This is a genomic window from Pauljensenia sp. UMB9872, assembly GCF_030212665.1.
Lineage (GTDB): Bacteria > Actinomycetota > Actinomycetes > Actinomycetales > Actinomycetaceae > Pauljensenia > Pauljensenia turicensis_B.
In genome coordinates this window covers 31240-50380 of record NZ_JASOER010000006.1, presented here as the reverse complement: position 1 = coordinate 50380, position 19141 = coordinate 31240, and the positions used below count along the sequence as shown (strand labels likewise).

20 protein-coding genes are annotated in these 19141 nt (G+C 56.7%); 18 read left to right on the top strand and 2 right to left on the bottom strand.

Going from position 1 to position 19141, the window contains the following annotated elements; all coding sequences use genetic code 11:
* Positions 1-52: 52 nt before the first annotated feature.
* A complete protein-coding gene (locus tag QP109_RS03560; protein WP_285023329.1) occupies positions 53-1153 on the bottom strand; it encodes a polyprenyl synthetase family protein in 1101 nt (366 codons plus the stop codon).
* A gap of 198 nt (positions 1154-1351) precedes the next feature.
* On the opposite strand from QP109_RS03560, the gene QP109_RS03555 reads away from it, so the two are divergent.
* From QP109_RS03555 to QP109_RS03475, 17 genes are all read left to right on the top strand, one after another.
* Positions 1352-3220 (top strand): RNA polymerase sigma factor, encoded by a 1869-nt coding sequence (locus QP109_RS03555; protein WP_285023328.1) that lies wholly within the window; start codon positions 1352-1354, stop codon positions 3218-3220.
* Between the two features lie 117 nt (positions 3221-3337).
* Complete coding sequence (locus QP109_RS03550; protein ID WP_285023327.1) at positions 3338-3682, top strand: ABC transporter; 345 nt, start codon at positions 3338-3340, stop codon at positions 3680-3682.
* Between the two features lie 88 nt (positions 3683-3770).
* Positions 3771-5048: a signal recognition particle-docking protein FtsY gene (gene ftsY / locus QP109_RS03545; RefSeq protein ID WP_285023397.1), complete on the top strand. Its 1278-nt coding sequence runs from the start codon at positions 3771-3773 to the stop codon at positions 5046-5048.
* 152 nt (positions 5049-5200) lie between these two features.
* Positions 5201-6793, top strand: a complete 1593-nt coding sequence (ffh, locus tag QP109_RS03540) for a signal recognition particle protein (protein WP_285023325.1) — start codon at positions 5201-5203, stop codon at positions 6791-6793.
* The gene (locus QP109_RS03535) at positions 6790-7896 is read left to right on the top strand and encodes an amidohydrolase family protein (RefSeq protein WP_285023324.1); all 1107 of its coding nucleotides are present in this window, start codon (positions 6790-6792) and stop codon (positions 7894-7896) included. The genes ffh and QP109_RS03535 overlap by 4 nt, the downstream gene beginning before the upstream one ends.
* 227 nt (positions 7897-8123) lie before the next feature.
* On the top strand, positions 8124-8612 hold the full coding sequence (gene rpsP, locus QP109_RS03530) for a 30S ribosomal protein S16 (protein WP_285023321.1): 489 nt from the start codon (positions 8124-8126) through the stop codon (positions 8610-8612).
* A 2-nt stretch (positions 8613-8614) separates the two neighbouring features.
* On the top strand, positions 8615-8854 hold the full coding sequence (locus QP109_RS03525; protein ID WP_006681183.1) for an RNA-binding protein: 240 nt from the start codon (positions 8615-8617) through the stop codon (positions 8852-8854).
* Between the two features lie 173 nt (positions 8855-9027).
* Positions 9028-9552 (top strand): ribosome maturation factor RimM, encoded by a 525-nt coding sequence (rimM, locus tag QP109_RS03520; RefSeq protein WP_285023320.1) that lies wholly within the window; start codon positions 9028-9030, stop codon positions 9550-9552.
* Complete coding sequence (trmD, locus tag QP109_RS03515) at positions 9552-10895, top strand: tRNA (guanosine(37)-N1)-methyltransferase TrmD (RefSeq protein ID WP_285023318.1); 1344 nt, start codon at positions 9552-9554, stop codon at positions 10893-10895. The genes rimM and trmD overlap by 1 nt, the downstream gene beginning before the upstream one ends.
* A gap of 181 nt (positions 10896-11076) precedes the next feature.
* Positions 11077-11433, top strand: coding sequence for a 50S ribosomal protein L19 (gene rplS, locus QP109_RS03510; RefSeq protein ID WP_006681180.1), 357 nt, complete (start codon positions 11077-11079; stop codon positions 11431-11433).
* Positions 11434-11540: 107 nt separating this feature from the next.
* Positions 11541-12248, top strand: coding sequence for a signal peptidase I (gene lepB / locus QP109_RS03505; RefSeq protein WP_442822402.1), 708 nt, complete (start codon positions 11541-11543; stop codon positions 12246-12248).
* Positions 12238-12921, top strand: coding sequence for a ribonuclease HII (gene rnhB, locus QP109_RS03500; RefSeq protein WP_285023317.1), 684 nt, complete (start codon positions 12238-12240; stop codon positions 12919-12921). The genes lepB and rnhB overlap by 11 nt, the downstream gene beginning before the upstream one ends.
* 35 nt (positions 12922-12956) lie before the next feature.
* The gene (locus tag QP109_RS03495; RefSeq protein ID WP_006681177.1) at positions 12957-13253 is read left to right on the top strand and encodes a DUF2469 domain-containing protein; all 297 of its coding nucleotides are present in this window, start codon (positions 12957-12959) and stop codon (positions 13251-13253) included.
* A 111-nt stretch (positions 13254-13364) separates the two neighbouring features.
* Complete coding sequence (locus QP109_RS03490; protein ID WP_219810842.1) at positions 13365-13775, top strand: YraN family protein; 411 nt, start codon at positions 13365-13367, stop codon at positions 13773-13775.
* The gene (locus QP109_RS03485; RefSeq protein ID WP_103631880.1) at positions 13772-15331 is read left to right on the top strand and encodes a YifB family Mg chelatase-like AAA ATPase; all 1560 of its coding nucleotides are present in this window, start codon (positions 13772-13774) and stop codon (positions 15329-15331) included. Before QP109_RS03490 ends, QP109_RS03485 begins: the two co-directional genes overlap by 4 nt.
* Positions 15315-16469, top strand: a complete 1155-nt coding sequence (gene dprA / locus QP109_RS03480; protein WP_103631879.1) for a DNA-processing protein DprA — start codon at positions 15315-15317, stop codon at positions 16467-16469. Before QP109_RS03485 ends, dprA begins: the two co-directional genes overlap by 17 nt.
* Before the next feature lie 10 nt (positions 16470-16479).
* Entirely contained in the window at positions 16480-17394 is a 915-nt protein-coding gene (locus tag QP109_RS03475; RefSeq protein WP_165778198.1) for a tyrosine recombinase XerC, read from the top strand.
* 55 nt (positions 17395-17449) lie between these two features.
* Here the strand turns inward: QP109_RS03475 and QP109_RS03470 are convergent, their stop codons facing one another.
* Complete coding sequence (locus QP109_RS03470; protein ID WP_285023312.1) at positions 17450-17962, bottom strand: M23 family metallopeptidase; 513 nt, start codon at positions 17960-17962, stop codon at positions 17450-17452.
* Between the two features lie 348 nt (positions 17963-18310).
* Here QP109_RS03470 and rpsB point away from each other — a divergent pair, with 348 nt between their 5' ends.
* A complete protein-coding gene (gene rpsB, locus QP109_RS03465) occupies positions 18311-19138 on the top strand; it encodes a 30S ribosomal protein S2 (RefSeq protein WP_006681171.1) in 828 nt (275 codons plus the stop codon).
* Positions 19139-19141: the final 3 nt, after the last annotated feature.

Genomic DNA, 19141 nt, shown 5'->3' with positions numbered 1-19141 from the left:
CTCGTTCTTTTCATTATCGCAGAAGGCAAATCTGAACGCGTAGGGCGACTGGTTACGCCGTACGGGCGGTGACGATCTCAGCCAACTCGGTCAGATCGCGACGCTGGTCTTCAGTGAATGGATAGGCGTCAAAACCGCGATGGCCTTCCTTCACTAGAGAATCAATCAGCGACTCGTGGGCGCGTCGACCGCGTTCTTCAATAATCGTCGCGCACTGGGCAATCGCTTCATCCGAAGCATCCTCATCGCCGAGCACTGAGAGCAGAGTGCGACGTTCGTCTACAGTCGCATGAGACCACGCCAAAGAAAGCAATACGGTTCGTTTGCCTTCACGCAGATCATCGCCGGCAGGCTTGCCCGTGGTTGCCGGGTCGCCGAAGATCCCCAGATCGTCATCGCGAAGCTGGAAAGCGATACCCCACGGAGTGAGGATAGAGTCCAACGCCTGGATCAACTCGGGTGAACCACCGCCGGCAATCGCCCCGAGAATCGCCGGGTGGACGATCGAATAATGCGCGCTCTTGTGGAGGACAACCTCCATGACATCCTCGACGCTGATGGCTACGTCATCTTCGACGTCCAACGGAAGATTTTCTGCTCGGATATCAAGGTATTGCCCCAAGCCCACTTCCGCGTGCATCGTTGTAAAACGCTGCATGAGCAAGAAGGCGCGCTCTGGGTCCAACGCCGAGCACTGAGAATTGACCGCGGCCTGGGCGGCGGAGAACAACAGGTCACCGACAAGAACAGCGCCGGCGGCACCGAATGCGGTTGCAGACCCTTCCCAGCCTCTATCGCGATGAATCCCAGCAAGGCGAACATGGGGAGTGGGGGCTCCGCGACGCGTATCAGCATGGTCAATGAGATCGTCGTGCGCCAATGCTGAGGCCTGGTAGAGCTCAAGGCCAGCTGCCAACGCCGAAAGGTCAAGATCCGGATCATTCAGCGGACGTTGCAAGGCCAACGAAGCCCCGAAATATGTCAGAAGTCCGCGGAAGCGCTTGCCTGACTGGATCGATGCGACGCAGGTCTGCGTAAATTCATCCGAGACTCGTGACGTGCCGATTTCGTCCATCACAGCGATCAGATGATCGTGAGTCGCATTGTCGATGATGGGGCGGAGTTCGGCGAACCGTGCGGCAAGTATTTCCATAGGTCACACTGTAGCGTGACAAGCACAAATGTGGTGCTGGTCATTATTGTTTCGCTTTTGGTGAGCTACATCATTAAAAATAGGGGTTGACAGGTGGGTTCATCAGGAAAATTTGCACTATCGGACTATAATTAAAAGTAGGTTTTCAGCGCCCGAATCGGCGCGAAGAAGTCCCCATTTTCTGCGAAAGGGATAGGTGTGGCCGGATCGAGCACTACCAAGGGATCCAAGACTACTTCCAAGGCCAGCAAGGTTGACGAAACAGTAGAGGTAGAAAAGACCGCACCAGCAACGAAGAAGCGTGCTTCGAAGGCTGTGACTCAAAAGGCTACCGACAAAGCTACCAAGGCTCCCACAAAGAAGACCGCGCTCCGCACGGCGAAGAAGACTGTGGAAGCTGGCGACGTCACTCCCGAAGGCAAGCCTGCTCAGAAAACGACTCGACGTACCGCGAAGAAGGTCGCCGACGAAGCTGTAAAAGCTTCCTCTGAAGCTGAAGCCACCAAGGCTCCTGCGAAGAAGACCACGCGTCGTACCACGAAGAAGGCGACCGCTGAAGCCACTTCTAGTGAAGCTCCTACAACCGACGTGCAGGCTCCGCTTACCCAGGAAGAGCCCGCAAAACCGGCAAAGAAGACGACTCGTCGCACCACGAAGAAGGCCGGCGAATCTGTCGAGGTTCAAGAAGGCAAGTCCGCGAAGAAGGCTACGCGTCGTACCAAGAAGGCTGCAGAGGCTGGAGAGGTTCAAGAAGACAAACCTGCGAAGAAGACGACTCGTCGCACGACCAAGAAGACTGTCGAGGTCGCAGAGACCCAAGAAGGCAAGCCTGCAAAGAAGACGACTCGTCGCAAGAAGAAGGACGAGCCCAAGGTCGAAGAACCGGCAATTGAAGAGTCTGAAGAAGAGACTGAAGACGATATCGACGATGCTGATATCGATCTGAACGACGAAGAAGAACTCGACGATACCGAAGACACCGATGGCGACGATACGTCAGATGATGAAGACGAATCTGAAGAGGGAGATGAAGAGTCCAAGCCCAAGTCGGAAGTCGTTGAGGTAACAACGTCGAAGGCAAAGACGAAGGGTAGCTTCGTCGTTTCCGACTCCGACGAGTCCGATGAGCCCGTCCAGCAGGTGACCGTCGCGGGTGCAACCGCGGACCCGGTCAAGGACTACCTCAAACAGATCGGCAAAGTTTCGCTGCTGAACGCAGAGCAGGAAGTTGACCTTGCTCGCCGTATCGAAGCTGGCCTCTATGCCGAATACAAGCTGAAGAACGAAGCCGATTCGATGACGGCGAAGGAACGTCGTGAGCTGCACTTCATGGCATCCGACGGTCAGCTGGCGAAGAACCACCTGCTGGAAGCAAACCTGCGTCTGGTCGTTTCGCTGGCTAAGCGTTACACAGGTCGTGGCATGCAGTTCCTGGATCTGATCCAGGAAGGTAACCTCGGTCTGATTCGTGCAGTTGAGAAGTTCGACTACACGAAGGGCTACAAGTTCTCCACCTACGCAACCTGGTGGATTCGTCAGGCGATCACGCGTGCAATGGCTGACCAGGCTCGCACGATCCGTATTCCTGTCCACATGGTTGAGGTCATCAACAAGCTTGCTCGCGTCCAGCGCCAGATGCTTCAGGATCTTGGTCGTGAACCCACGCCGGAAGAACTGGCGAAGGAACTCGACATGACGCCCGAAAAGGTCGTCGAAGTTCAGAAGTACGGTCGCGAACCGATCTCGCTTCACACTCCGCTGGGTGAAGATGGCGATTCTGAGTTCGGCGACCTGATTGAAGACTCTGAAGCAATCGTTCCCGCCGACGCGGTGTCGTTCACGCTTCTTCAAGAACAGCTCCACAACGTGCTCGACACCCTGTCGGAACGTGAAGCTGGCGTTGTGTCGATGCGTTTCGGTCTGGGCGATGGCCAGCCGAAGACCCTGGATGAGATCGGCAAGGTCTATGGCGTGACGCGCGAGCGTATTCGTCAGATCGAGTCGAAGACGATGTCGAAGTTGCGTCACCCGTCGCGTAGCCAGGTGCTTCGCGATTACCTCGACTGATCGCCTCGCGTTTGTCTTATCTCAGTAACGGTGCGGTGAGTCATCTCATGGTCACGAAACGATGAAGTCACTAAGTGTCAAGTCGCCGATGGGCTCGAACAGTTAGAACATAGTGGTATGCTCTCGGGTTTTCTCATCATGGCCTTTGTTCTTCTGCTCGTTGTGGTTATCGCTGTTGCGGTGATCGTTGGTTTGGCGCTTGAGCGTCGCCCTGCGTCCGTTTGGCAGGAACATCTTCGTGACCAGCGTGAGAAGCTGACGAATGCTCCCGAAAATGATGCCGATCCTGTGTCACCTCACTCGACAACGTTGACGGATCTGATGGGTGATACGTCGTCGATGAAGAACGCGTATTTTGATGCGGATCGTTTGCCCGGCGTTGATCGTATTGAGCGTGTGACGGATCGTTTTGAAGCGATGCAGGAGCACCGCAAGGCAGGCAAGGAAGCTTCGGCCGAGTAAACGTTGCCTAGCGTGCCACTAGTGTTCGACTACGTTAGGTTCAACCAATAAGTGGAACTTGATAGCGTCCATGGGAGATGATGAGCCCATGGACGCTGTTCTTTCATTTTTAAGCTCTCCGGCGGGCATTGCGTGTATTGCACTGCTCGTCGTTGTCATCGTGGGCGTTGGTATTGGAGTTGCGCGTAGCTCGAAGAAGTCCGTGCCGACTATTACGCCTGCTGCTCCGGCCACGCCAGTTACGGCCGCGCCGACAACTCCTGCGGATGAGGCCCTTGCAGATGCACCTGATGCGCGCGGTAGTCCGTCGCTGATCGACGAGGCCGCCTCTTTAGCTCCGACGTCCGAACCTGTCGTAGATGGCGGGCAAGACCAGGTAGCAGAACCTGTTGAAGAGCCTGTCGAAGCACCTGAACTGTCAGTTGAGGTTCCTGAATCAGTGCCGAGCCGTATGGCTCGCCTGCGTTCGCGCCTGTCGCGTTCGGGTACGCTGGGCAAGGCTATCGTTTCGGTGTTGTCCCGTGGTGAGCTGAAAGCCGCTGACTGGGAAGAAGTCGAAGATACGCTTCTTGTCGCTGATCTTGGTCTTGAAGCGACCGACACGCTGATTGAGGCACTGAAGAATCGCGTGGCTGTTGAAGGTGTTCACGACACTGATTCCATTAAGAGGTTCCTTTCCGAAGAGCTTCTTGCGCTGGTTGATCCTGCGATGGATCGTAGCCTGCATCTTGATCGTCAGGGCGACAATGGTGAGCTTCCCGCATCGATTCTGATGGTTGGCGTGAACGGCACCGGTAAGACGACGACCGTTGGCAAACTGGCTCGCGTTCTCGTTGCCGAAGGCAAGAGCGTTTTGCTGGGTGCAGCTGATACCTTCCGTGCTGCTGCCGGCGAACAGCTGGGCACGTGGGGCGAACGCGTTGGTGTTGAGGTCGTTGCTTCTGATCGCGAGGGCGCAGATCCGGCTTCGGTTGCTTTCGATGCTGTCAAAGCTGGCGCAGACAAGAATATTGATGTCGTGCTGGTTGATACCGCTGGTCGTCTGCAGACGAAGTCGACGCTGATGGATGAGCTTGGCAAGGTCAAGCGTGTCATGGAAAAGCAAGCTCCTGTCAACGAGGTTCTGCTGGTCCTCGATGCGACCACCGGTCAGAACGGTATGAAGCAGGCTGAGGTTTTCGCTGAGGTTGCTGGAGTGACCGGCATTGTCCTGACCAAGCTCGATGGTTCTGCAAAGGGTGGCATTGTTGTCTCCGTGCAGAAGGCTCTTGGCGTTCCGGTGAAGTTCGTTGGCCTGGGTGAAGGCGCTGACGATCTTGCTCCATTCGATCCGCAGGGCTTCGTTGACGCCATTGTGAATGGCTGACACTCTTCGAATTGCACGCTAGGTGGGGCACTCTCACGCCGTGTGAGGCTGCCCCACATGCGGCTGTGATAGCCCGCGTGCGATAGGCTTTGACCAGTAAACGAGGTCGTGGCCTCGTACCCTTTTGCTTTCCACCTTTTGGGAGACTCAACGTGTTCGGAAATCTGTCGGATCGGCTGACTCAGTCTTTTAAGCAGCTTCGCTCTCGTGGTGTGCTGACCGAATCAGATGTTGACCAGACAATTTCAGAGATTCGTCGCGCCCTGATTGACGCTGACGTTGCTCTTCCCGTTGTTCGTCAGTTCACCAACGAGGTCCGTGAGAAGGCCTACGGTGCGGCGCGTTCGAAGGCACTGAATCCCGGACAGCAGGTCATTCGAATCGTCAACGAGGAACTGGTTGAGATTCTGGGCGGAGAATCTCGTGAACTGAAGTTTGCCGATCGTGGTCCGACGGTCTTCATGCTTGCTGGTCTGCAGGGTGCCGGTAAGACGACGCTTGCCGGAAAGCTCGGTAAGTGGCTCCGCGAAGAAGGCAAGTCCGTTCTTCTTGTTGCTTCTGACCTTCAGCGCCCGAATGCAGTGAACCAGTTGCAGGTTGTGGGTGAGCGTGCTGGCGTTCAGGTGTGGGCACCCGAACCCGGTAATGGCGTTGGTGATCCGGTGCAGGTCGCGCGCTCGGGTCTGAACCACGCGATTGAACACGGCATTAATGTGGTCATCGTCGATACCGCGGGTCGTTTGGGTGTCGACGAAGAAATGATGGCTCAGGCTGTCGCGATCCGTGATGCCGTTCAACCGCACGAAATCATGTTCGTGCTCGACGCGATGGTCGGTCAGGATGCCGTTCAAACGTCGACCGCGTTCCGTGATGGTGTGGGTTTCACAGGTGTTGTCCTGTCGAAGCTCGACGGTGACGCCCGCGGTGGTGCTGCGCTCTCCGTGCGAGGCGTGACCGGTGCGCCGATCCTGTTCACGTCCACGGGTGAGAGCCTCGATGACTTTGAGCGCTTCCACGCTGACCGTATGGCGTCACGCATCCTCGATATGGGCGATATCCTCACCCTGATCGAGCAGGCAGAAAAGAAGCTGGACGCCGAAGAAGCCGAGCGCATGGCGCAAAAGGCGATGGCCGGCGAACTGACTTTGGGTGATTTTCTCTCGCAGTTGCAGCAGGTGAAGAAGCTTGGCTCGATGAAGAAGATGCTCGGCATGATTCCTGGCGCAGGCCAGATTCGCGAGCAGATTGAAAACTTCGATGAGCGCGAGGTCGACCGTATTGAGGCGATTGTCCGTTCGATGACGCCCGCGGAACGTGAAGATGTTTCGCTACTGAACGGTTCGCGTCGTGCGCGTATCGCACGAGGCTCCGGTGTGACGGTTGCTGACGTGAACTCGCTGGTCAAGCGCTTTGAAGCTGCCAAGGCCATGATGGGCCAGATGGGCCAGATGGGCGGAGTGCCCGGCTTCGGTAACATGCCCGGCCAGGGTGGTAAGGCGAAGCAGAAGGCGAATGCGCGTGCCGCTCAGGCAAAGCGTGCGAAGGTGAAGAAGAAGGCACGTTCCGGTAATCCTGCGAAACGTCGCCAGCAGGAGCTTGAGGCTCTTCTTCCGCCCGAGCAACGTTCGTCTGCGCCCGCTGCAGGATCCGCATTCGGCGGTGCGCCTGCTCGTGAATCGACCGCTCGTCCGTCGATGGATGATCTGCCAGACGACATCAAGCGCATGATGGCCGGCCTCAAGTGATCTTTCAGGGATCGCTACTCTGGTCCGAGACCTCCGGCTCACCGGCATCGTGGACAACCGGTTCGTGGAAGATTGATGCTTCCGGCATCACCATGATCGACGAGGCCGGGACGACAGGTTCGGACTTCACCGGCTTTGCGGTGCCCGGATTCGTTGACTCTCACGCCCATATTGGCGTTGGATCAGATGGGCCCGTGGGCCTTGAAGAGCAAGAAGTGCAGGCGTGTGCTCAGAGGAACACGGGTGTCTTGGCTCTGCGCGATTGTGGCGCTCCCGTTGATAACCGTTGGTTGGATTCACGCGATGACCTGCCGAAACTGATTCGAGCAGGACGTCATATTGCTCGTCCCAAGCGATACATTCGTGGCATGCCCATTGACTGCGAGAATCTCGCTGATCTTCCGGACCTCGTCGCTGAGCAGGCGAAACGGGGCGACGGCTGGGTGAAATTGGTCGGCGACTGGATTGATCGCTCGAATGGTGCAGATTCTGACCTCGATCCGTTGTGGCCGACGGAGGTTCTTATTGATGCCGTTGCAGCTGCCCACGAAAACGGTGCGAAAGTGGCGGTTCACTCCTTCGCTCACGCGACGATTGACTCACTTCTTGAAGCGGGCGTTGACGACATTGAACACGCGACGGGCATGGACGCGGATCAAGCAGATGAGGCCGCGCGCAGGGGAGTGCTGGTTACTCCGACGCTGCTTCAAGTTGAATTGTTCAAGGACTTCGCTGGTCAGGCCGGAGCGAAATACCCCGTATACGCTGCGACCATGTCTCGTATGTACGACGAGCGTCGTGAGCATTTCGCAATGCTCCGGGAATTCGGCGTCACCTTGGTGATGGGTACTGATTCTGGTGGCTACCAAGAGCATGGGACGATCGGTAAAGAGTTTGAACTCTGGCTGGATCGGGGAGTATCGCGCTTAGAACTGATCGATGTCGCCACATGGAAGTCCCGCATTGCGCTGAACTTTGAGCAGTTGAGCCCTGGTGCCAGTGCGGATCTTCTGATCTACCGCGAGGATCCGCGAACAAGCGGTGCATTGGATCAGCCCGACCATGTCGTGATTAATGGGCAGCTGGTTTACTCGCGTTCCTGAATTGCGCTTTGTTTCGGACGTGACCGATTCCACGGCGGTTTGAAGCGTGTGCTGAGCCCCAGATTTGTGGCATCGGGCGCCAACTATGGCACAATTGAGGGCGTACTCGGGCACTGGAGGACCCTCTCACCTTCTTTGACCGCGTCCCGGAACAAACACTGACCTGTGTTTCCCACCGGGGAAGTGCACGTTCCAACTCTGAACTAGAAACAGGAGTGACCACACAAGTGGCAGTTCGTATTCGTTTGAAGCGCGTGGGCAAGATTCATGCTCCCGCATACCGTGTTGTCGTCGTCGATTCGCGCAAGAAGCGTGACGGTCGCGTCATCGAAGAGATCGGTCTGTACGACGCACAGCCGAACCCGTCGATCATCCGCATCGACTCGGATCGCGCTCAGTACTGGCTGGGTGTTGGCGCACAGCCGTCCGATCAGGTTCGTAACCTGCTCGTCCTGACCGGCGACATTGCAAAGTTCAACGGCAAGAAGGATGCGGTTTCCCGCGTCAAGGTTGCCGAGTCTGACAAGGCTGGCGCAGCTGCTGAAGCTGTCAAGGCTGCAGAAGCAGAAGCCGAAAAGTCGAAGGCTGCTCAGGCAGCTGCAAAGGCAGAGGCTGAAGCAGAAGCAAAGGCCGCCGCTGAAGCTAGCGAGGCTGAAGCAAAGGCAGCAGAAGCTGAAGCTGAAGAAGCTCCGGCCGAAGCTGGCGAGGAAGCCTGATCATGCTGGCTGATGCGCTTGAGCACCTCGTCTCTGGAATCGTCGACCACCCGGAAGATGTTCGGGTTTCGGCTCGTTCCATGCGACGCGGTCACCTCCTCGAGGTTCGGGTCAATCCCGATGACCTCGGTCGTGTGATTGGTCGTAGTGGTCGCACCGCTCGCGCTCTGCGTACGGTGATGGGCGCTCTTTCAACGCGCGGTCCTATTCGTGTTGACGTTGTCGACACGGATCGCGAGTAAGCGCTCGCAAACAAAACTCATGTGGAGGGGCTCAGTTTTGAGCCCCTCCACTGTTTTATTTCTCCCACGGATATGGGCGGTAAACAGAATGCAGACCGATTCGCTGGCCGTGGGATACTAGAAGCCAATACGTCACTTCTCGGTGTACACAACTTAAGGATGAAGGACACACTATGCAGATGACCGCAGGCATCATTGGGCCAGCTCATGGCCTTCGTGGTGAAGCAATGGTGGAAGTACGTTCCGACGATCCTGAGATCTGGGCACCCGGCTTTGTCTTCGATGTACTGGGAGAGCCTGAAATGGAACTGACGGTTCGCAGTGCGCGTATGCACAAGGATCGCCTGCTTGTTGGCTTCGAGGAACTGTCAACCCGCGAACAGGTAGAGGCTCTGCGTGGCAAGAAGCTTCTGGTCGAAGAAACTGAAGAAGAAGACGCATGGTATCCGCATCAACTGAAGGGATGCGTAGCCGTGACGCCCGATGGTTTGGCACTGGGAACAGTGACTGGCCTGCAGTTTGGAATGGCTCAGGATCTTCTTCTGGTCAAGCCCGTCAACGGAGCAACAGTCATGGTGCCTTTCGTTGAAGAGCTTGTTCCTGAGGTTGACGTTGAGAATAAGCGCGTCACTCTGACTCCGCCTCCCGGGTTGTTTGATGATGACTATGTCGACGCATCGGATAGGAATTCCAACTGATGAGGATCGACCTTTTCTCGATTTTCCCCGAATACTTCGCGCCCGTAAATCTGTCTCTGCTGGGCAAGGCACACGAGACTGGCCTCGTCGATGTGCATGTCCACGATCTGCGCGATTGGACGCACGACGCACACCGCACCGTTGACGACACCCCGTACGGCGGTGGCGCGGGCATGGTGATGATGCCGACAGTGTGGGGAGAGGCTCTCGACGAGGTCATTGCTGAGTGCTCTGCTGGGCAAGACCAGAACGTTGCGCAACGTCGTGTTCTTGCGATTCCAACACCGTCCGGTATCCCGTTGACGCAGGCAACCGCACGCGACCTGACTAACGTCGATCAGCTGATGATCGCCTGCGGACGATACGAAGGGATTGATCAGCGTGTGGCCGATTACTACCGCGCGTCCGGTGTCGAGGTTCTTGAGTACTCGATTGGCGACTATGTGTTGAACGGTGGGGAAGTGGCGGCGCTCGTGCTTGTGGAAGCGGTGACGCGTCTACTCGACGGTTTTATGGGGAACCCTCAGTCGCTCGAGGAAGAATCCCATGAGAACGGTCTGTTGGAGTACCCGACGTACACGAAGCCTCGTTCGTGGCGTGATATCGAGGTGCCTGACGTTCTTCTCAGTGGCGATCACGGGCGGATCGAACGCTGGCGACGCGACCTGTCGCTGAAGCGGACGCTCGAGCGCAGGCCGGATTTGATTGCTCAGTTGAAATATGGGGATCTTGATTCAGCTGACAAAGAGTTTCTTGCTGCCAGCGGGCACCTCGTCACACCTAGCGGGCATCATGCGGTTTCGATTCGAGTGGCTCAGGCACACGATGGAGAACCTCTTGCCGCACTTGCGGCGCGTACGTTCCCGGACGCCTGTCCCGACTTCCTTTCTGATGAGGCAATCGCAGCGTTTATCGGCGACCAGCTATCGCCCGAAGCATGTGCTCGATTCATCGCTCAGCCGGAACGATACCGCGTGCTGGTCGCCGAAATCGACGGTGAACTGGGCGGATACACCCTGTCGATCATCGGCGAAGACGCGATTGAAAAAGACATGGTGCGACCCGGACGTATCGAAGCGTCGGACGCCTACCTGTCCAAGTGCTACACGGATGCCACGTGGCGTGGAAGTGGTCTGGCGGGCGTTTTACTTGAAGCGGCAGTGGCGGACGTTGAAGCTTCCAATACAGCCCCGCGCTTAGTTTTAGCAACAAACACCGGCAACCTTCGCGCTCAAAAGTTCTACAAGAAGCACGGCTTCAAAAAGAAGGCACGTCGCACGTTCAACGTCGGGGGAGTAATGAACTTAGACGTTGTCCTCGTGCGGAATCTCACCGTTCGATAGACGTAGTCGTACCTTGCCGACAGTGGGCAGCGCCCGGCGAATGTGGCACACTTGAAGACGGTGCATTCGAGTGCAACCTGCCGCAGGGGGACACTCACATGAATGCCCGGTGAAGAAAGCGCAGGCCCTGCCTGCCGTATTCGACGCAACTGACCTGCGGCAGAAGTGTCAAGGAGTAAACATGCAGAAGCTGGACGCAGTCGACGCCGCTTCCCTTCGTTCCGATCTTCCCTCGTTCCGCGCCGGTGACACCGTCAAGGTTCACGTGAAGGTTATTGAAGGAAGCCGTTCCCGTATCCAGGTCTTCCAGGGTGTTGTTATTGCCCGTCGCGGTCACGGTGTCTCTGAGACGTTTACCGTCCGCAAGGTCTCCTTCGGTGTTGGTGTGGAGCGTACGTTCCCGCTGCATGCACCGACGATCGACCGCCTTGAGGTCGTCACTAAGGGTGACGTCCGTCGTGCAAAGCTCTACTACCTGCGTGAGCGTCACGGCAAGGCTGCCAAGATTAAGGAACACCGTTCGGGCAGCGCAGAGTGAAACTCTGAGCATGACCACTGCGTGCCCGGTGCCCTTCGGGGCGCCGGGCTTGCGTGTTCGTATGTCAACCGGTGTTGGCATCTCCTCTGAAAAGTGAAGGACTACGAGTGACTGACAGTGATTACGCCATCGATTCTGATGGGGATACCGGTTCGGGTGGCTTTTTTGCTTGGATTCGTGAACTTGCCCTGATCGTGGTCGTGGCGTTCGTGATCTTCACTCTGCTCCGCGTTTTTATCGTCCAAGTGTTTTGGATTCCCTCCGCGTCCATGCGCGACACCCTGGTGGAAAACGACCGTATCGCAGTCTCACGCATCGCGGCACACACGGGAAATATTGAGCGCGGTGACGTGGTTGTTTTTGACGATCAGTTGGACTGGCTTCCGTCGAATCTTTCAACCGGTGATTCTTTTGCCAATGCCGTCGGTAGATTTGTTGGTTTTCTTCCCGGTGGTTCAGATAAAACACTTGTGAAACGCGTGATCGGTGTGGGCGGTGACCACGTCACCTGTTGCACGGCCGAAGGCAAGGTTGCAGTGAACGGTGTGGCCGTGGACGAACCCTACATTGCTGACGGTCAGCTTCCCTCTGACATTTCTTTCGATATTACGGTTCCCCAGGGCACGCTGTGGGTCATGGGTGATAACCGTGGTAATTCAGCGGATTCTCGCTACCACATGGGTTCTGGTGAAACACCTTACGTTCCCGAAGACGCGGTTGTTGGCACCGTGAGCGCAGTTATTTGGCCGACGTCGCATTGGAAGGTTGGCCTGAATCGTCGCGACGTTTTTGCTGGTATTCCCGATGCCCAGTGATGCGACGCGCGATGTCGAACGTGAGCTCCTTGCCCACTATGACGTTGTCATTGGAATGGACGAGGTGGGGCGTGGTGCAATTGCAGGGCCCGTCGTCGTGGGGGCATGCCTTGTCACGGGGGACGAGGCCCCTCAACCAGCCGGGCTTCGCGACTCGAAACAGTTGAGCGAAAAAAGACGCGTCGCCTTGGAGCCTCTGGTGTGCCGGTGGGCGACGTCTGTTGGTGTGGGTTTTGCTTCGAATGATGAAGTCGACGCCCACGGAATCATTGTTGGCCTGCGTTTAGCTGGTATGCGTGCTCTGCAACAGTTGGATATTCCCAATGGCGCACGCGTGATTGTCCTGCTTGATGGGGCGCATAATTGGCTGACGCGATCCGACGATTTGTTTTCTCCGATTGATGACGCACCCTACCCGGACATTGAGGTGCCAAACGTTGTCACCCGCGTCAAGGCTGACGCATCATGCTCGGTCGTGGCCGGCGCATCCGTTGTCGCGAAGGTCAGACGTGACGAATGGATGAAAACGGTGGAAGATCCGGGATACGACTGGGCCTCGAACAAAGGCTATTCTTCGGCAAAACACATTGACGCTCTGAGGCGACTGGGGGTTTCTCCTCTTCATCGCCGTTCGTGGAACCTTCCCAGCACTGGGCGCGCCGAGCGCGCCTGAAGGGTCAGGAACAATTTGTTAGGCATGATTGAACCGTGAGTGAAGACATCGAAAGCTACGAAAACTCTCTGGAACTTGAGCTTTTCCGCGAGTACAGGGATGTCATTGGCTTATTTAAGTACGTGGTCGAAACCGAACGTCGTTTCTACCTCTGCAATCAGGTCGATGTTCAAGCCCGTCCAGTTGGTGGGGATATTTTCTTTGAACTCACGCTGACTGACGCGTGGGTGTGGGACATTTACCGTTCCTCGCGTTTCGTGCGTTCTGTCCAGGTCATCACCTACAAAGACGTGAACGTCGAAGAATTGACCAAGCCAGAGCTGAACCTCTGACCCCTTCGGTGGGTTATCCACAATTTCAGGTGGGTGCTACTTATCCACAATTTCGCTTTCGCTGACTTTCTTTCTGTGTATTCCTGACCGACGCTTGGTGCGGAGGTCAGTATGGGAAACGATTTTCGCCGTCGACTCGGAATGCTAGGCGAGGTCACTGCGACGCGCTTCATCAGCGAAGGTGGTCTGCAGGTTGTTGATCGAAATTGGCGCAACGGCAGGGCAGGCGAGCTCGACATCATTGCGACGGACGGGTCGAACACGATTGTCATCGAAGTCAGAACCCGCTTTGGGAATTCAAAGGGGAGCGCGCTCGAATCAGTTGATGATCGGAAGGTCAGGCAACTACGTTCGCTGTCGGTTGCTTGGGTGCGATCGCATGAGTGCCGTGGGCACGTACGCGTTGACATTGTTGCGATCACTGTCGATCCGGCAATGCGCGTAGTCGTTGAAGAGTCTGGTCCAGATGCGGACTTACGTGACTACGGTGCGCGCATCGAATGGATTCGAGGCATCGCATGAACGCCTCGCTTGCACACATTGATTCAATTGGACTTGTGGGCATAGAAGGCCATCGGGTGCGCGTTGAAGCACATGTGGGGCGCGGACTGGTCAAGTTCACTCTGGTTGGCCTGCCGGACGCGTCTTTGCGTGAAGCGAAAGACCGGGTTCGCTCGGCGTTGCAGTCCTGCAACTTGGAAGTGATGGACTCTCATATCACCGTGAACCTGTCACCGGCGGGTCTTCCAAAGTCTGGTTCAGGGTTTGATCTTGCGATCGCCATCGCAGTGCTTCAAGCTGCGGGCTCACTGAAAAGACAGGCATTCGTAGGCGCTGCTCTATTAGGAGAACTAGCTCTTGACGGTAGTATCCAATCAATCCGAGGAATTCTTCCCGCGGTCTTGTCGGCGAAGAAACTCGGGATTCAACGTGTCATCGTTCCCGCAACATGTGTCTTAGAAGCTCGTCTTGTCCACGGTATTGATGTCATTGGTTTCGACCACTTAGCTGATCTTGTTACCTGGGCTGGGGGAGATGCTCTACGTCCGAAAACACCTATCCCGATTCTCCACGCTCTGCCGACTGAGAGACTGACAGAAAGCATCGCCGCGGTTTCAGATTTAGCAGATGTACGAGGTCAAGACGGAGCTGTTGACGCGTTAGAGGTGGCTGCCGCGGGAGGCCATCACGTGTTGCTCATCGGTGAAGCTGGCTCCGGAAAGTCAATGCTCGCATCACGTATGCCAACGATTTTGCCGCCGATGGATGATCAAACGGCCCTGATGACATCCGCACTTCATTCCATCGCAGGCCGCCTCGAAGACCACGCAACCCTGATGCGCACCCCTCCCTTCCAATCCCCTCACCACAGCGTCACAATGCCGGCCCTGATTGGTGGCGGTAGTGGGATTGCGATGCCGGGTGCAGCATCACTGGCACACGGGGGAGTTCTGTTCCTTGACGAGGCAACCGAATTCATCCCCTCGGTCCTCGACGCTCTGCGCCAGCCACTCGAAGAAGGCGTCATCACGATCCATCGAGCCAAAGGACAAGCCACCTATCCCGCCAGATTTCAACTGATCCTCGCCTCAAACCCCTGCCCGTGCGGTGGTGGAACCAAAGCTCGCCCCTGTCGATGCGCATCCATCCAAAAACGCAGGTACATCACACGACTATCAGGGCCCTTGCTTGACCGCATTGATATCACGATCGCAATGCATGCTCCCACCCGCGCGCAGCTCAACGCCAGCAAACGACGCACATCCAAAGAAGTAGCCGAAAGAGTACTCGCCGCACGCGACAGGGCACGCACACGCCTAGAAGGAACAGGATGGACCCTCAACTGTCAGCTTCCCGGCCCCTGGGTGCGACAGCACTCGGGCATAGCACGCACATACATTGACCGCATCGATCAAGGCGTCGACAGAGGAATTCTGTCCATGAGAGGCGCCGATCGCGTCTTACGCCTCATGTGGACCCTCGCCGACCTAGCCGAACGATCCACACCCAACGACACCGACCTTGCGCAGGCACTACAACTGAGAAACTCAGGAGCACTCGATGCCTTCTATCAATGAACGCGACCTCGCCTGGGCATGGTGGACATGCATCCAAGAACCCGAAGACGCCCATGCCCACGCTCTACGACTTCACCTTGGACTCATTGAATCAGTCGAATGGGTATGCGCCGATTCTCCCGGCCCACTCCCACCACCACTGTCACAGCATCGAAAAACACTCGAAGACGCCTGGAAACGCTTCAAACCACGTGCACTACGCAACAACCTCAACCAAGAACTTGAGGTAATCCACGCCCTAGGCGGACGCTTCATCAGCCAAGAAGACCCATCCTTCCCCAAAGAACTCACCATCCTTCAAGAATCAACACCACTTGGCCTATGGGTCGTGGGCACGCTCCCACACACACGTTCAGTCACCATCGTCGGAGCGAGAGCAACAACAAACCTCGGAACAAGGAACGCTTTCGACATCGCATCCGACCTTGCCGACAGAGGCGATACCATCCTCTCCGGCGGAGCATTCGGCATCGACATCGCCGCCCACAGGGGAACACTCGCAGCAAACGGACAGACAATCGCCATCCTTGCCGGGGGAGTAGCAAACCCCTATCCCGTCTCTCATACCCGCGACTTCGAAACGATCGTCGAATCGTCAGGAGCCATCGTCTCAGAAGTACCACCAAGCTTCAGACCCGCAAAATGGCGCTTCCTTGGACGAAACAGAATGTTAGCCGCTTGGGGGGATGCCACCATTGTCATCGAAGCGTCATCCAGATCCGGTGCCCTCGCAACAGCCAGACGAGCAATGACACTAGGCAAACCCGTAGGAGCAGTCCCCGGACCCATCACCTCGCAATCCTCAACGGGATGCCACGAGCTCATTCGCAACGGTGCCACGCTCATCAGAAACGCATCCGACATCCACGAAATGATCGACCCCCTGCACACGCAACTCCAAGGCATACTCTTCGGTGAACCCGTCTGCCCAGATCAGGGAGTCAATGCACTCTCACCCCACGCGCGCAGGGCATGGGAAGCCCTTCCCATACGCAACCTCTCAACACTTTCCACCATCGCCGCAAACGCTGGCATGAGCGAACAGGAAACGTTGCGGGCGCTCGCGGAACTGGAGCTTGACGGGTACGTGCGTTCTAACTCCCGCGGTTGGGCTCGCAAAGGTGGAGCTCGGTGCTGATAATGAAGGCATGAGTGAGTTAGGCATCTTCGACGCATGGGTATCATTCCTGACCCATACGCGCCGGCTGTCTGACCATACGATCACGGCATATTCGGGCGATGTTGCTGGATGTTTTGAGTTCATCGGCGTTGACCCGAATCCAACGAACAAGCAACTAGACGCTCGCTTGACGACGCGCCGTCTTCGCCTGTGGCTAGCGAAACTGAGCGAGCAGGGAGCATCACGTTCGACCCTGTCACGTAAGACCGCTGCCGTACGAAACTTTTGTCGGTGGGCGATTGACCATGACGTGTTGGCTCACGATCCTTCTGCATCGCTTGCGTCTGCTCGCGTAGATCAACGCCTTCCTCAGGTTCTGACATTGAATGATGCTGCAACCCTGATGGACTATGCGCGTGCCCACGCCCGTTCAGGCGATGCGACAGATTTGCGGAACTGGGCGATCCTTGAACTGATCTATGCGTCGGGAATGCGTATCTCAGAACTAGTTGGGTTGAATCTGACAAGCATCGATTATTCAGGTCACACCGGACGTGTTCTGGGTAAAGGAAACAAAGAACGCGTTGTCCCGCTGACCGATCTTGCCCTCGAAGCCGTGCAGACGTGGACGGTTAGCGGTCGTCCGCAATTGAGCAATTCTGACTCTGGGAATGCTCTGTTCATTGGTGACCACGGCAAGCGGATCGATGTTCGAGTTGTTCGCTCCATGTTCCATCGCGAAGCTACCCGTGCTGGTGTTCCAGATCTTGCGCCACACGCTCTACGGCACACGATGGCGACCCACCTGCTCGAAGGGGGAGCAGACTTGCGTAGCGTTCAAGAGATCCTGGGCCACTCTTCTTTACAGACCACCCAGCGGTACACGCACGTTGATTCAAAACGACTGTCCGCTATCTATGCTCAGGCACACCCGCGCGCTTAAGTCATTCGTCTGCCCTCCAGCTTCGCCCCGTCCACGATTGACGAGGCTAGCTGCCCTATTTGCTCCCATCCCAGGGTTTCAGGGCGAGACTGCCAACTAAGAACCGTAGGGGATCAACGTAGTGATCCCTTGAGATTTTGGCACCCCAGTGCAGGCCTCCTGCTGGCTCATGCCCGGGTCTGAGGGTCGCTATGGGAGTCCCCGCACTGACGTGGTCTCCAACGTTCACAAGAGCATTGACGGGCTCGTATGTTGAACGGACGGGGCCATGGGACAACGAGACAACACCCTTGCCGGCAATCTCGCCGGCCACTTCTACAATCCCGTCAGCCGGTGCATAGATCGTAGCGCCAGCATCGACCTTCAGATCGACTCCGCGATGACCTGAAAGCCACCGTAACGCCGGAGGATCAAAACCCCTGGTCACGCTTACCGTATTCCCGGTCGGCCACTGCCAGTGTTGCCAGATGGATGCGCTGGCCGGCCTCGTCAATAGGAAAGAAAACAGAGCCAAGGCGGCAAGGATCGCCAAAGGAAGACGTGCATAACGGTCATTGCGAAGAAACATGCACTCAATGTCGTTGATCGCGGGCTAAAGGGCGAATGGGGTGAGTACGCATTGTGGATACTCCATGATCGGGCGGGGCATTTGTGGATAAGTCGCGCGACGAGGGTCACATCAAGCGAAATAGGGAGTATTAGGGCATATGAGATAAGCTATTCGAGCACCTGCTTGCAGGTGACTTCGCGTGCCATTTTCACGTCAGCGGTCTTCCGCGGTGGGCATAAGTTCCAGGTCCTTTCGAGGTGAACTTAAGTCATGGCACCAGGGCTTGCGTACCCGCGCACAGCACGTAACCGAAACCGAGGGTGAAAACCCTCATGATCCCGCAGTTTTGCGGGGAAGGACGATTCAATGGCAGTCGTAACTATGCGTCAGCTCCTCGAGTCCGGTGTCCACTTCGGTCACCAGACCCGCCGCTGGAACCCGAAGATGAAGCGTTTCATCCTCACCGAGCGCAACGGCATCTACATCATCGATCTTCAGCAGACCATTGCTGACATCGACATTGCTTACGATTTCGTGAAGCAGACCGTCGCACACGGTGGCACCATCCTCTTCGTTGGCACCAAGAAGCAGGCACAGGAAGCCGTCGCAGAGCAGGCAACCCGCGTTGGTATGCCGTACGTGAACCATCGCTGGCTCGGTGGTATGCTCACCAACTTCTCCACCGTTTCCAAGCGCCTCCAGCGCCTCAAGGAACTCGAGCAGATTGACTTCGACGATGTCGCCGCATCCGGCCGCACCAAGAAGGAACTCCTCATGATGCGTCGTGAGAAGGACAAACTGGCTCGCACACTCGGTGGCATTCGCGACATGGCCAAGACACCGTCCGCGATCTGGATCGTTGACCCGAAGAAGGAACACCTCGCGGTTTCCGAAGCTCGCAAGCTCAACATCCCGATCGTCGCCATCCTCGACACCAACGCTGATCCGGACGAGGTCGACTACCGCATCCCCGGTAACGACGATGCCATCCGCGCAGTTGCACTGCTTACCCGCGTGATCGCAGACGCAGTCGCAGAGGGCCTCCTTGCTCGCTCTGAAACCCGCAAGTCCGCTGACTCGGCAGAAACCGTTGCAGAACCGCTCGCCGAGTGGGAACGCGAACTCCTCGAAGGCGACAAGGGCGAAGCCAAGGCTGAAGAAGCTCCGGCTACCGAAGCCCCCGCCGAGAACTGATCT